11 protein-coding genes are annotated in these 13,255 nt (G+C 60.3%); 3 read left to right on the top strand and 8 right to left on the bottom strand.

Features of this window, described 5'->3' with window-relative positions:
* Positions 1–40: 40 nt before the first annotated feature.
* The 6 genes from QMX86_RS13840 to QMX86_RS13815 all read right to left on the bottom strand — a co-directional run bounded on the left by QMX86_RS13840 (position 41) and on the right by QMX86_RS13815 (position 6,726).
* Complete coding sequence (locus tag QMX86_RS13840; protein WP_016772223.1) at positions 41–973, bottom strand: sigma 54-interacting transcriptional regulator; 933 nt, start codon at positions 971–973, stop codon at positions 41–43.
* Between the two features lie 51 nt (positions 974–1,024).
* On the bottom strand, positions 1,025–1,606 hold the full coding sequence (locus tag QMX86_RS13835; RefSeq protein WP_282384529.1) for an alpha/beta hydrolase: 582 nt from the start codon (positions 1,604–1,606) through the stop codon (positions 1,025–1,027).
* Between the two features lie 366 nt (positions 1,607–1,972).
* Complete coding sequence (locus QMX86_RS13830) at positions 1,973–2,374, bottom strand: biopolymer transporter ExbD (RefSeq protein ID WP_008045412.1); 402 nt, start codon at positions 2,372–2,374, stop codon at positions 1,973–1,975.
* 1 nt (position 2,375) lies between these two features.
* Entirely contained in the window at positions 2,376–3,101 is a 726-nt protein-coding gene (locus tag QMX86_RS13825; protein WP_282387362.1) for a MotA/TolQ/ExbB proton channel family protein, read from the bottom strand.
* Between the two features lie 45 nt (positions 3,102–3,146).
* A complete protein-coding gene (locus QMX86_RS13820) occupies positions 3,147–3,956 on the bottom strand; it encodes an energy transducer TonB (protein ID WP_282390396.1) in 810 nt (269 codons plus the stop codon).
* Positions 3,957–4,365: 409 nt separating this feature from the next.
* Positions 4,366–6,726 carry a TonB-dependent receptor gene (locus tag QMX86_RS13815; protein WP_282387358.1) on the bottom strand — a complete coding sequence of 787 codons (2,361 nt, stop codon included), beginning with the start codon at positions 6,724–6,726 and terminating at the stop codon, positions 4,366–4,368.
* A gap of 165 nt (positions 6,727–6,891) precedes the next feature.
* Between QMX86_RS13815 and QMX86_RS13810 the strand changes: the two genes are divergently transcribed.
* On the top strand, positions 6,892–7,836 hold the full coding sequence (locus QMX86_RS13810; RefSeq protein ID WP_122601370.1) for a LysR family transcriptional regulator: 945 nt from the start codon (positions 6,892–6,894) through the stop codon (positions 7,834–7,836).
* 178 nt (positions 7,837–8,014) lie between these two features.
* The gene (locus QMX86_RS13805; RefSeq protein WP_110644760.1) at positions 8,015–9,631 is read left to right on the top strand and encodes an alkaline phosphatase family protein; all 1,617 of its coding nucleotides are present in this window, start codon (positions 8,015–8,017) and stop codon (positions 9,629–9,631) included.
* A 153-nt stretch (positions 9,632–9,784) separates the two neighbouring features.
* Here QMX86_RS13805 and QMX86_RS13800 read toward each other — a convergent pair whose 3' ends face one another.
* Complete coding sequence (locus tag QMX86_RS13800; protein ID WP_110644759.1) at positions 9,785–10,705, bottom strand: TauD/TfdA family dioxygenase; 921 nt, start codon at positions 10,703–10,705, stop codon at positions 9,785–9,787.
* A gap of 182 nt (positions 10,706–10,887) precedes the next feature.
* On the opposite strand from QMX86_RS13800, the gene QMX86_RS13795 reads away from it, so the two are divergent.
* Positions 10,888–11,808 carry a LysR family transcriptional regulator gene (locus QMX86_RS13795; RefSeq protein ID WP_039756363.1) on the top strand — a complete coding sequence of 307 codons (921 nt, stop codon included), beginning with the start codon at positions 10,888–10,890 and terminating at the stop codon, positions 11,806–11,808.
* A gap of 58 nt (positions 11,809–11,866) precedes the next feature.
* Here the strand turns inward: QMX86_RS13795 and QMX86_RS13790 are convergent, their stop codons facing one another.
* On the bottom strand, positions 11,867–12,880 hold the full coding sequence (locus QMX86_RS13790; RefSeq protein ID WP_016772231.1) for an ABC transporter substrate-binding protein: 1,014 nt from the start codon (positions 12,878–12,880) through the stop codon (positions 11,867–11,869).
* Between the last annotated feature and the right edge of the window lie 375 nt (positions 12,881–13,255).

Genomic DNA, 13,255 nt, shown 5'->3' with positions numbered 1-13,255 from the left:
TCAGCTTCATATTCCATTTTGTTCATGTTGAAGAAAATGCTCATACCGCCTCGCTCAAGCGAATCAGCCAGTCTTTCAAGGCCTTACGCTCTGCACTGCTCCCACCTATATGGGTCTGCCTGACCAGACGTTCGATCTGAACCTGCGGCGCAGACGCGTCAGGCAGGTTCAGATGTTCCGGCAGGATTTCGTCGCCGGTGCTGACCAGCAGGGCAAAGTGGATGACGTTTTCCAGTTCGCGAGTGTTGCCCGGCCAGCTGTGTTGTTCGAGCACATGTTGCGCGGCTTCGCTGATCAGCGGCACGGGCAAGTCCAGACGCTGGCTGTAGATGCCAAGGAAATACTCCGCCAGCGAGAGAATGTCGCCGGTACGCGCGCGCAACGCCGGCAGCTCCAGATGACCCTCGCTGAGGTAGTGATAGAGCCGCTCGTGGAATTTTCCGGCGTCCACGGCCTGGGCCAAATCGATGCTGGTCGCCGCAACCAGGCGCACATCCACCGGGCTCGGCTGATGCGCACCGACGCGGGTGACTTCGTGGTTTTCCAATGCCGCGAGCAACTTGATCTGGATCGGCAGCGGCAGATCGCCGATCTCATCCAGGTACAAGGTGCCGCCGTTGGCCGAACCGAACCAGCCGGCGCGGCTGCTGGCCGAACCGCTGTAGCTGCCGGCGGCGTAGCCGAACAGTTCGGCGTCGGCGTAGGTCGGGCTGATCGCGCCGCAGTTCACCGAAACGAACAGCCCGCTGCGATCACTGGCGCGGTGGATATGCCGGGCGAGCAGCTCTTTACCGGTGCCAGTCTCACCGCGAATCAGCACTGAAATCGCACGTGGAGCCAACTGTTCCAACTCCTCGCGCAATTGCCGCGAGCGTGGGTCGACGAACACCAACGCCTTGGCGCGAATGCTCAGGGGGCTTTTTTCCGCATCGGGAAAGGTCAACAAGGGCTGACCGAAGGTTTCCAAACTCATGGCAGGCTCCCGCCCAAAACCGCCAGCCGACGGGGGCGTTGAATAGTAAGGTCAGGCGCGACGGCGGGCGTGATGTTCCAGACGGTTTTGCAGGCGATAGAGATAGGCGAAACCCTGCTCCCAACGCTGATGCCCGGACTTGACGTTGATGTGCCCGGCCCCGGCGAGAATCCCCGCCTCCGCACCCCAGTTGCGCGCCAGTTCGAGCGCGCGCGGGGCACTGACGGCGGCGTCGTTGTCGGAGCTGACGACCTGACTGGGGAATGGCAACAGGTTCGTCGGAATCGGTGCGAAGTTGCGCAGCGCTGGCGCGCAGGCAGGACGCTCGACATCGGCCGGCGCGACCAGCAACGCCCCGCGCACCTGACGCAGGTACTGCAACGGCGCAGTCACCGCCCAGTGGGCAACGGTGATGCAGCCGAGGCTGTGAGCGATGAGAATGACCGGCGTGCTGTCCGCGGCAATCGCTTCGGCCAGCGCGGCGACCCAGTCTTCACGGCGCGGCGTCAGCCAATCGGCCTGCTCGACCCGCGCGCTGTTCGGCAGGCTGTTCTGCCAATGGCTTTGCCAATGATCTTCTGGCGATCCTTGCCAGCCCGGCACAATCAGGTAGCGGATTGATTTGTTGCGCATGGGGAAGCTCTCCTGCGGCGTGTCTGTTCCGTGTCGAGTATAGGGAGAGGAGTTATATTCGTTAAGGAATAAGAAGCTATTTATTAAGACCCGTATCGAATATGAGATTTGTGTAGGGCATAAGATTCCTCCCCCTCACCCCAACCCTCTCCCCCAAGGGGGCGAGGGGGAAAGGGAGCCGATCTTCAGGTTCTTCAAATCTTGAGTTCGACTGGATTTCTCATATCGGTGTATAGCCGCCAGACACCCCGGTCAGTCCCCTCTCCCTCCGGGAGAGGGCTAGGGTGAGGGGCTTTTTCAAATACCGAACGCAAAAAAAAGGGCCGCACCCTGCCAAGGAGACGGCCCCGGAAAAACGAAAGTCTGTTACCGCGCGGTGATCACCGACAATCTGGTAATCCCTGCCCGTTCGATCGAAGCCATGGCTCGCGCCACTTCGCCGTAATTCACCCCGTCATCGGCCTGCAATTGCACGCGCACTTCCGGGTCCTTGGCCTTGGCCGACTTGAGGTTGAATTCCAGCAAGTCGGGCTGAATCTCGTCCTTGTTGATAAACAGCTTGCCGGCGCCGTCGATGCTCACCACCAGCGGATCCTTCTGCTCGACCGGCGCCACCGCTTCGGTCTTCGGCAGGTTGATCGGTATCGCATTGGTCAGCAGCGGCGCGGTGACGATAAACACCACCAGCAGCACCAGCATCACGTCTACCAGCGGCGTCACGTTGATTTCACTGAGCACCTCATCGGTGTCTTGCGTGGAGAAGGCCATATCAGGACGCCTCCTTCACTTTTGCCGCGTTGCCCGACGTTGCCACCTTGTGTGCGGTCGGGTGCATCAGCACGCGGAACGCGCTCTTCTGCGCCAGGCTGTAGAAGTCGTGGGCGAAGTCATCGAGATCCGCCGCGGTCAATTTCAGACGGCGCAGAAAGTAGTTGTAAACCAGCACCGCCGGCACCGCGACGGCGATCCCCACGCCAGTCGCGACCAGTGCCGCACCGATCGGGCCGGCCACGGTTTCCAGGCTTGCCGAACCAGCGGCGCTGATGCCTTTCAACGCTTCCATGATTCCCCACACCGTGCCGAACAAACCAATGAACGGCGAGGTGCTGCCAATACTCGCGACCACCGCCAGACCGGTTTCCAGCGAACGGCGCTCGCGCACGATCTGCTGGCGCAAGGCGCGTTCGAGGCGATCCTGATGGTTGATCGCCTGGCTCAGGTCATTTGCCTGCGGCGCCTCGCCCACCTGGATCGCCGCATAACCGGCCTGCGCCACCCGCGCTGCGGCGCCGGGCTGGGTTTCGCTCAACTCGGCGGCGGCATCCAGGCTCGACGCCGCCCAGAAACGTTTATGAAAGCGCCGATCCTGCGCTTTCAAACGACCGAACTGCACAGCCTTGAGCAACGCCAGGCCCCAAGTGGCGACGGAAAAACCCACCAGCAGCCAGATCACCGCGCTTTCGATGGATTCCAGTGGAGATGCCAGTAACGTCATGATGTGTTCCCTCGTGTAAACATTTCGCGCGAATTTGGTTTCGGTTTAATGAATCTTGAAATCGATAGGCACGCTGACCCAGCCGTCCTGGGCGACATCACCCTGCTTGGCCGGGACGAAACTCCAGCGCTTCACAGCGTTGAGCGCGGCGTCATCGAGCTGCTGGCGGCCGCTGCTTTTGGCAATCTGGATCTCGCCCGGTTTGCCGCTGGCCAACACATGCACCCGTAACAACACCGTGCCTTCCCAACCACGCCGCTGGGCCAGCGACGGATATTCCGGCGCCGGGTTTTTCAGGTATGCAGCATTGGCTGAAGCCGGTGTAACGGGCGCAGGTGCCGGCGGCGCGGGGGGCGCTGGCGCTGCGACCGGGGCTGCCGGTTTCGTTGGCGCTGGCGGCTGCTCTACCGGCTTCGGCCCGGGTTTGGGCGGCAGTTTCACCACCGGTTTGGGTTTGGCGATCGGCTTGGGCGGCGGCGGTTTCACCACCAACTCATCCTCCACTGGCGGTGGCGGTTCGACCACGGGCGCCGGTGATGGCGGCGCAACAACCGGCGGCGCTGGCGGAGCCGGGCGCGAAAACTCGATGGTCATCGGCGGAATTTCCGGCGGCACCACCGGCAGCACTGGCGTCGGTTTCTGGCTGACCCAGTAAATCACCGCGCCATGCACCACCAGCGCGAGAACACCGAGCAGAAGGGTTTCGCGCCGACTCAAAATACCCTTGGGCGCTCGCTGCAAACGCAACTGCCCCAACGGCACCCGGTGCGGCCGGCCAAGATCGACCAGTTCGCCACTCGGCGTATGCCGCCACAGCAATTCCCCTACGCTGGCGGCGGTCTGGACATTGCCCATTGTTCAACTCCCTGCGGTCTCTTTCGTTCTACGAGCCAAAGCGATCAACCCGCCATTCTTGAAGCCCCCACGGCGTAGTCGATGGGGTAATCATTGGGCTTGCACGCTTATCACCGAAAGTAATCTTTGACGTTATGCATAGGTCTTCAAGGAATATGCAAATCGCCCGTTTTTACCGAAGCCGCGCACCACAAGGGCTGCAGCGATCTGCCATAAACCCCATGCTTATGCGGCATGAAAAGTATTCGGATACGGCATCCGTTAACGCCTTAAAAGGCTGGTTTTGGTTCGCTGAATGCCGACGTTAGGCGCGATTGCCGCCGTCGCTGTCGATCAGCTGCGTCTGCTTGCCGGCGCCGCTGAGGATTGGTTGAACGGCCATGTCCAGGTCAGCGCCTTGAAAGCTCAATTAAAAGTCGTAGCGACCGGTAACGCCGAGGGTTCGCGGGGTGCCGAGCAGGCCTTCATAGCCGCCGTTGCCGCCAGTCCACAGAGTCGTGTAATAAGTTTTGTCGAAGGCGTTTTTCAGCCACAGCGAGACGTCCCACTGGCCCTGATTGAAATCACCGCGCAAGCCAGTGGATAGGTTGACCACCGCGTAACTGGGGATCTGCCCGTAGTCGGAATCCTCGACCGTGCCCACCGCTTTGGAGCGGAACGCGTAGCTGCCGGTGACGTAGGGTTCGAAGCCGTTAGCCAGATTCCATTTGTATTCGCCGTTGGCGTTGCCGATCCATTTCGACGCGCCGACGACTTGATGGCCGCTGAGATCGCAGGAGGCCGGTGCACCCGGGGCCTGGCTGACTTCCGGCGGGCACGGTGCATCCTTGTACGAGAGGTAGCTGACGTCGTTGTACGAACCGTTGAAGTTCAGCGTCAGGCCACGCAACGGCACCACGGTGCTTTCGAACTCGATGCCACGCGAGCGCACCGAGCCTGCGTTGGTCAGGTATTGCACGCGGTTGGCGGCGTCATAGGCGTTGGTCTGGTAGGCGTTGACCTGGGTCCAGAATACGTTGGCGTTGAGTTGCAGGCGGCGATCCCACAGGGTGCTTTTGAAGCCGAGTTCGGCGTTGTTGGCGCGCTCGGTGCCGATCAGTAACGAGTCGGCGCCAGCGGTAGGTGCGGAGCCGACCGCGAGGTTGACCCCGCCGGATTTCTCGCCGTGGGACAGCGTCGCGTAACCGAGCACGTCGTCGGTAATGCGATAGCTCAGGTTGAGCAGTCCCGAGGGGCTGGAGCTGTACTGATTCAAATCACCGGAATCGTAGACGCCGGCACGCCCCCGACGCGCATTGGCTGCCGCACCCGCCACCGCCACGCCGCCGACCGGCGCGTTGCGGCTGACCGAAGCGTTTTTCTCTTCGTAGGTGCCACGCACCCCGGCGGTAAAATCGAGACGTTCACTCAGGTGCCAGGTGCCTTGGGCAAACAGGGCGAAACTGTCGGTCTGGATATGGCCGTTGCCGACGCTGATGACGTTGGCCAGGCTGCCCGCCGGTGTGCCATTCCAGATGTCGGCCTGCGGGCCGTAATAGGAGAAGGATTTGTTGTCCAGATCCGAGCCGAAATAGTAGGCGCCGACCACATAATCGAAGAACTCACCCTTGGGCGAGGCCAGGCGAAATTCCTGCGAATACTGTTTGTCTTCCACCGACACGCCGGCGTTGTAGCTGGCCGGCACGTTGAGGCCATCGTCGTTGCGCGGGGTGAAATTCCAGAAACGATAAGAGCTGACCGACGTCAGGGTGAAGTCGCTCGGCAACGTCCAGTTGGCTTCCACCGACGTGCCGCCCTGATGCACGGTGACGTGCTGGTCGTTGTCGAGATTGACCTTGCGATGCCGGCCGTTGACCAGCGTCGCCCCGGCCGCACTGGCCCGCGATTCATACAGATTGACGCCGTTGATGGTCGGCCCGGTGTTGTACAACACGCGGGTGCCGGCGCTGGAATCTTCTTCGTTGTAATCGCCGATCCAGCGCAGATTGAAATCTTCATTGGGCTTGAACAACAGCTGCGCGCGGAAGCCCTCGCGCGAACCACCGTTGAGGTCGTGGCCGTCGTATTCGTTCTTGATGTCACCGTCACTGCGCGTGCGATACGCCGAGAAGCGCCCGGCCAGTTGATCGTTGAGCGGCCCGGAAATCGTGCCTTTGGTCTGGAAGTAACCGTCCTCGCCGACCGAGGTTTCGATACTGCGTTCCGGTGTGAAACTGGGGGCGCGGGTGCTGATGTTGATGACCCCGGCGGTGGTGTTCTTGCCGAACAGCGTGCCTTGCGGACCGCGCAAGACCTCGAGCTGTTCGATGTCCATCAGGTCGAACACCGCCATCCCCGGACGGCCCAGATAAACGTTGTCGATGTACAGGCCAACGCTGCCTTCCAGGCCATCACTGGCCGGGTTGTTACCCAGGCCACGGATCGACACGCTGGACTGGCGCGCATGCATGTAAGCGACGTTGACGCTGGGCACCAGTTGCTGCAAGTCCTGAATCCGGTAAACCCGTTGCGTCTCCAGATTCTGCCCACTGACCACACTCATTGGCGTCGGCACGTCTTGCGAACTTTCTTCGCGGCGGCGGGTGGTGACGGTCACGGTTTCCAGCTGCGAACCGTTGGCCGCCGCTGTACCTGCGGGGACGGGCGGAGGGGTTTCGGCTTCGGCGGCATAGCCGTGAGTCCAGCTGGCGCTGCCTGCCAGCAACAGCGCCAAAGGCAGGCGTTTGAGCCGTCGGGGTGATGGGGGTAACGCGAGATTCAACGGACTCATGGCGCGGCTCCTGGTCAAAAAACACACAGACATCTTCAGTGCTGCATATTCTTTTCAGTTATTTATTTATGGATTTAGAAATATTTACTGCATAAGAGATTGCCTTTATAAGGAGTCGACCTAATGCATATCCAATGCATTTCCCGGATATTTTTTATGTGAAAAATGCATATCGACTTGCGCCAATTGCGTCACTTCATTGCTCTGGTTGAGCAACGCAGCTTCGTCGCTGGCGCGCAGGCGGTGAACCTGTCGCAGTCGGCATTCAGCCGCAGCATCCAAGCACTGGAACACAGCGTCGGCTGCCAGTTGGTCGACCGTGGGCGCAAGGAATTGCCGCCTACCAAACAGGGCCATGTGCTGCTCGAACATGCGCGGCGACTGGTCAGCGGTGCGCAGCAGATGGCCAATGAGATCAGCCAGTTCAATGGCCTCGAGGCCGGGGAATTGCGCTTTGGCTGCGGGCCGGCGCCAGCCGCTGGATTGATCCCACGCGCGATCGGCGCGTTCATCGGCCGCTACCCGAAAGCGCGAGTGCAATTTCAAGTCGATGACTGGCAGAGCCTGAGCAAACGCCTGCTCAGCGAAGAGTTCGAATTCTTCGTCGCCGATACCCGGCAATTCGAGGCCGATCCGGATTACCAGACCTACCGCTTGCGAGCACGCAAATGGCATTTCTGCTGCCGCGCCGGGCATCCACTGACGGCGTTTGAACGCATCACTGCCGAGCAATTGCTGAGTTATCCACTGGCGGTCAGCATCCGCCCGCCGAACCTGCGCAAGGTCATCGTCGACCTCAGCGGTCGTCCGGATTTCGCCCCGAATGTGGAATGCGAAAACGGCTCGAGTCTATTGAGTGTGGTGTTGCGCTCGGAGGCGATCGGAATTGTCGGCGCGTATTCCGATGCGCTGCATCTGGCCAAGGGTGAGCTGGTCTGTTTGAAGATCGAAGGCCTGGCCGATGATCTGGAGGAGCTGTACACCCGCTATGGCATCGTCAGCCGCGCCGGGTATCGGTTGTCACCGTTGGCCGAAGCGATGATTGAGCAGATCAAAGTGGTTGATGCGGAAGATCAGGAGGTGTGTTCGCTGGAGAATTTTGCTGTCTGAGCTGACCCCTTCGCGAGCAGGCTCGCTCCCACAGGAATACGCATTTCCAATGTGGGAGCGAGCCTGCTCGCGAAGAGGCTGATGCAATCGCTGCATAAAAACCATTCCCCAAATGCACTTGCCGAAAACCCCCACCGACAGCGAAAACCCTCACCTGTCCCACTGACCGGTGAACTCCATGCCCACTCCTCCCAACCCAGTGCGCAACGTGCTGTACATCATGTGCGATCAACTGCGCCGCGATTATCTGTCCTGCTACGGCCACCCGCATCTGCACACACCGAACATCGATCGCCTCGCCGCCGAAGGCGTTCGTTTCAGCCGTGCCTACACCCAAGGCACGATCTGCGGCCCTTCGCGGATGTCGGCCTACACCGGGCGCTATGTCAGCAGTCATCAAGTGGCCTGGAACTCGGTGCCGTTGCCGCTGGATGAATTGACGATCGGCGATTACCTGCGACCCCACGGCATCCGCACTGCGCTGGTCGGCAAGACCCATGCGACGGCCAACGTCGACGCCTTGCAGCGTCTGGCGATCAACCCGCAAAGCGCGCAAGCCGAGTTGCTCAATGAGGTCGGCTTCGAACCGTACCTGCGCCACGACGGTATCTACCCCGACGATCCGTCATTCGACGACAAGCGCGAATCCGCGCCCTATACCCAATACCTGCGCGCGCAGGGCTTCGATGGCAAGAATCCCTGGCACGACTGGGCGAATGCCGCCGAAGGCGAGAACGGTGAAATCCTCAGCGGCTGGAAAATGCGTCATGCGAATTTGCCAGCACGAATTCCCGAGCAACACTCAGAGACTGTCTACACTACAAATCGCGCCATCGACTTCATCACCGAGCAAGGCGAGAAATCCTGGTGTTTACACCTCTCGTACATCAAACCACATTGGCCTTATATCGTACCGGCGCCATACCACGCCTTGTACAGTACGAAATCGATTCTTCATCCGGTCCGCGCGACGCCCTCCGTAGCCAGCAAACACCCCGTATACATTGCCTTTCGCCAGCATGAGGAAAGCCTCAACTTCTCCCGCGACTCAGTACGATTGAATGTAATCCCCACCTACATGGGCCTGATCAAGCAAGTGGATGATCAGTTGGGGCGGCTGTTCGATTTTCTGCAGAGCAACGGGCGCTGGGATGACACGTTGATCGTGTTCACCAGCGATCACGGCGATTTCCTTGGCGATCATTGGCTCGGTGAGAAGGAGTTTTTGCTCGAGCAGGCGGTGGGCGTGCCGTTGATCGTGCGCGACCCTCGGGCGGCGGCGGATGTCACTCGCGGCACTGTCGATGAGCGGCTGGCGGAAACCATCGATGCGCTGCCGACGTTTCTTCAAGCGTTGGGATTAGCGGGCGCGGAACACCGGCTGGAAGGGCGTTCCTTGATCCCGTTGCTGCACGGGGAATATCCCGATTGGCGCCGCTATGCGATCAGCGAATACGACTACGCCTTCCAGGCCCCGGCGCGGAAACGCCTCGGCCAGCCGATCGACCGGTGCCGCATGACCATGGTGCGCAGCGAGCGCTGGAAATACCTGGCGTACGACGGGTTTAGACCGCAGTTGTTTGATCTGTTGAATGATCCGCAGGAGCTGAATGATCTGGGTGAGGACCCGGCGTACGCGGCGGTGCGCGAGGAGCATGCGGGGTATCTGTTTGAATGGGTACGCGCACTGAAGCGGCGGACGACGATCAGCCATCCGGAGATCGATTTGCGCGGGCAGCGGTTTCGTTATGGCGAACCGGAAACCGACAAGGTTGTTCAGATTGGTGTGTGGTAGCTGTGATCAAATGATCGTTCCCACGCTCCGCGTGGGAATGCAGCCCGGGACGCTCCGCGTCCCAAAACCGGACGCAGAGCGTCCGTTGAGGCATTCCCACGCAGAGCGTGGGAACGATCAATGTGGGAGCGAGCCAGCTCGCGAAGAGGCCAATCAGACGCCGACGATATCCGCGCCCTTAATGGTCAGACTCCGCTGCCCACTCACCCCCACCGGCACTTCGCCCTTGAGCGTCACCCGGCGCACCACGCGATCCTGGGTGCCGTAATCATCAATCGCGTAATGCTGCGTCGAGCGGTTGTCCCAGATCGCCACATCTCCAGCCTGCCAGCGCCAGCGCACGGTGTTTTCCTGGCGGATCACATGGCTCTGCAGCAAGCCGAACAGGTGCGCCGAATCGGCCTGTGAATAACCTTTGATGCGTTTGACGAAATGCCCCAGCAGCAAGCTCTTCTCGCCGCTGATCGGGTGCACGCGCACCACCGGATGCTCGGTTTCGTAAACGGTCGAGGTGAAGACTTTGCGGTAGCGCTCCAGCTTCTCTGCCGATACGTCCGGCTTCGCCCCGGCGTAGTCGTATTCGTTGCTGTGCACGGCGGTCAGTTTGTCGGCCAGCTCACGCAGCTCGCTCGGCAAACCGCTGTAAGCGGTCGCGGTGTTGGCCCACAGCGTATCGCCGCCGAAGGCCGGGGCGACCACCGAGCGCAGGATCGAGGCTTTCGGGTAAGCGTCGACGAAAGTCACGTCGGTGTGCCAGGAGTTGGCGCGCTGACCTTCGGCGCCGTCCAGCTCGAGCAGGTAACGGGTGCCTTCGCGCGATGGCACGGTCGGGTGCGCCACCGGTTCGCCAAGCAGATGGGCGAAGGCTTCCTGACGCTGATCGTCGAGTTGCGTCTGCTCGCGGAAGAACAGCACTTTGTATTCGACCAAGGCTTGCTGGATGGCTTCGACAGTGGCGGCGTCCAGCTCACCGGACAGATGCACGCCACGGATTTCGGCACCGATACGACCGGCTACCGGGTGAATTTCCAGCGCGTGAGAAACGGGTTTTACGGCGAGTGCGGCATTGCTCATTGGAAGACCCTCATCGACGGTTTGCGGTTTTGGCGGCAGCGAAACAACGCTCTATCTATATTCCAATTACATCTAATAGATATTCATATGCTTCGTTGACGGAATAAGAGCTTGCATTTAAAACCTCAAGCAACCCTCGTCGCAAATGCCTTCGAGCTATTTTTAGGATGCCGGAAAAGCATATGGATCTTCGCCAGTTGCGCTACTTCATCGCCCTCAACGAACACCGCAGTTTTGTCCGTGCGGCAGACGCCATGGGCATCACTCAACCGGCGTTCAGCCGCAGCATTCAGGGGCTGGAGCAGGAGTTCGGTTGCGTGCTGGTCGATCGCGGCAACAAGGATCTGCGTCCGACGCCCGAGGGCCAGGTGGTGCTTCAACATGCCTTGAGCCTGGTGCAGGGCGCAGCGTTGCTCAGCGCTGAAGTGACGCAAATGACCAAGCTCGACGCCGGCGAAGTGCATTTTGGTTGCGGGCCGGCGCCAGCGGTGAAACTGGTGCCCGATGCGGTGGCGCAGTTCATCAATGCGCATCCGAAAGTGCGCACCTGTTTTCAGGTGGATAACTGGGAAAAACTCAGCCGCGCGCTGAGCCGCGAAGAGATCGAATTCTTCATCGCCGATATCCGCCATTTCGAGTCCGACCCTAATTTCCAGACGCAACCGCTGACGCCCAAGCGCGGGGTGTTTTTCTGCCGGCCGGGGCATCCGTTGCTGGCCAAGGAAAGCCTGTCGACCAACGACATGTTCGACTTTCCCCTGGCCGCCACCCTGATCCCGCCAGGCATTCGCAAGCTGCTGGCGAACCTCAGCGGGCGCATCGATTTCTCACCGACCATCGAGACCGAGCACTTTCCGGCGCTGGTCAAAGTGGTACTGCAATCCAACGCGATCGGCGTCGGCACGGAGGAGGCGTTTATTGAGGATGTCGCCAAGGGTTCGCTGGTGCTGCTGCATTGGCGCAACCTGCCGCAGAACCTCGAAAGCATGAACGCCCGTTGCGGCATCGTCAGCCGCACCGGGTTTCGGTTGTCGCCGGCGGCGAGGGCAATGATCGAGACGTTGGTCGCGGTGGATCGGCAGGACGTCAGCGTCGCTGTCTGAAACCCCTTCGTGACACACGCAGATCGTTCCCACGCTCTGCGTGGGAACGATCTGGAAGCTAAAGCCTGGCTGCAGAAAGCTCTGGCGCCACCCAATCGCTGACCTTGAACGGCTTGCGGATCAGCTTCTGCTGCGCCGCCAGGTCGACCTTGTCTTGCAGGCCGCTCAAGAACACCGGATCCAGTGTCGACGGGAAAATCTCGCTGAGATTCTGGTCCTTCAGATCCTGAGCCAGAATCACCGGCGGATAACTGGCCAGCCCTGATACCAGCTGCACATAGGCATCCTTGTTGCTGTCCTGAGTCAGCCACTCGACCGCTTGCTGCTGCGCCTTGAGCAGTTTCGCAATGACCTCTGGATGGGCGTCGACAAACTTGCCATTACCCAGCAACACCGCCTGCACGCTGCCAGCGCCGCCAAGGTCCTTGGTGTTGAGCGGCAACTCCGCCAGGCCTTTGGCTTGCAACGCACTCAGCGCGGAGCTGCCCCACGAGGCATCAATCTGCTTGGCCGCGAGCGCCGAGACCGCCGCGTTGAAATCCAGATTGATCACCTTCAGATCCTTCTCGCTCAGGCCCTGACTGGCCAGCGCCGCATCGAACGACAGCTGCGTCGCCGTCCCGCGAAAGATCGCCACGCGTTTGCCCTTGAGATCCTGCAGGGTCTTGATTCCCGAGCCGGGCACCACGCCGAGGTATTGCTTCACGCCACGCGCCGTGGCGCTGAGCAGGCGCGTGTCCAGACCATTGGATTTGCCGATGATCGCGGCCAGATCGCCAAGATAGGCCAGATCGACCTGCCCATTGGCAAACGCCTCATTGATCACCGGCCCGGCGCCCTTGAAGAAACTCCACTGGATCTTGATGCCCTGCTCGGCGAAGGCCTTTTCGAAGATCTGCTGATCGCGCAGCACATCGACGATGCCGCCGCCGCTGTGTTGAGTGCCGGCGCTGAGGTCAGGCACGGCGATGCGGATTTCCTTGAGTTCTTCGGCTTGGGCGCCAAGCGCAAGAAAGCCTGCAAGCGCCGGGGCGGCCAGCAGGCTGATGATTCGTTTGAAAGGAAGGTTCATGGGTGCGGCTCCTTGATCGCTGAGGAGCCGAAAGTAGGCTGGATGCATACCTTCACTTAAATACTATAAATGCACATTTTTATATCTATATGACCTAAGCGAGGGCGTGTGCGGTTTGCAGCGCGATATGCATTAACAGCATCGAAAATATTCTTCGAATGCATTGGATGCGCGTAAGCAGGCAAGCCTTAAATGGATTCGCTTATCTCCCGATAGCATCTAACGCAACTCTGTTAGATCAGTTTCATATATGACGAAACCCAATGTGGGAGCGAGCCTGCTCGCGAAGGGGCCATGCCAGCCGCCATCAATGCTGCCTTAAAACAGCCATTTCGCGAGCAGGCTCGCTGCCACATGAAAAGCGGTTCGCCCTGC

Origin of the sequence: Pseudomonas sp. PS01270 (assembly GCF_029959775.1) — a bacterium.
Lineage (GTDB): Bacteria > Pseudomonadota > Gammaproteobacteria > Pseudomonadales > Pseudomonadaceae > Aquipseudomonas > Aquipseudomonas atacamensis.
The sequence above is the reverse complement of the archived record's forward strand: the minus strand, read 5'-3'. Positions and strand labels throughout refer to the sequence as shown.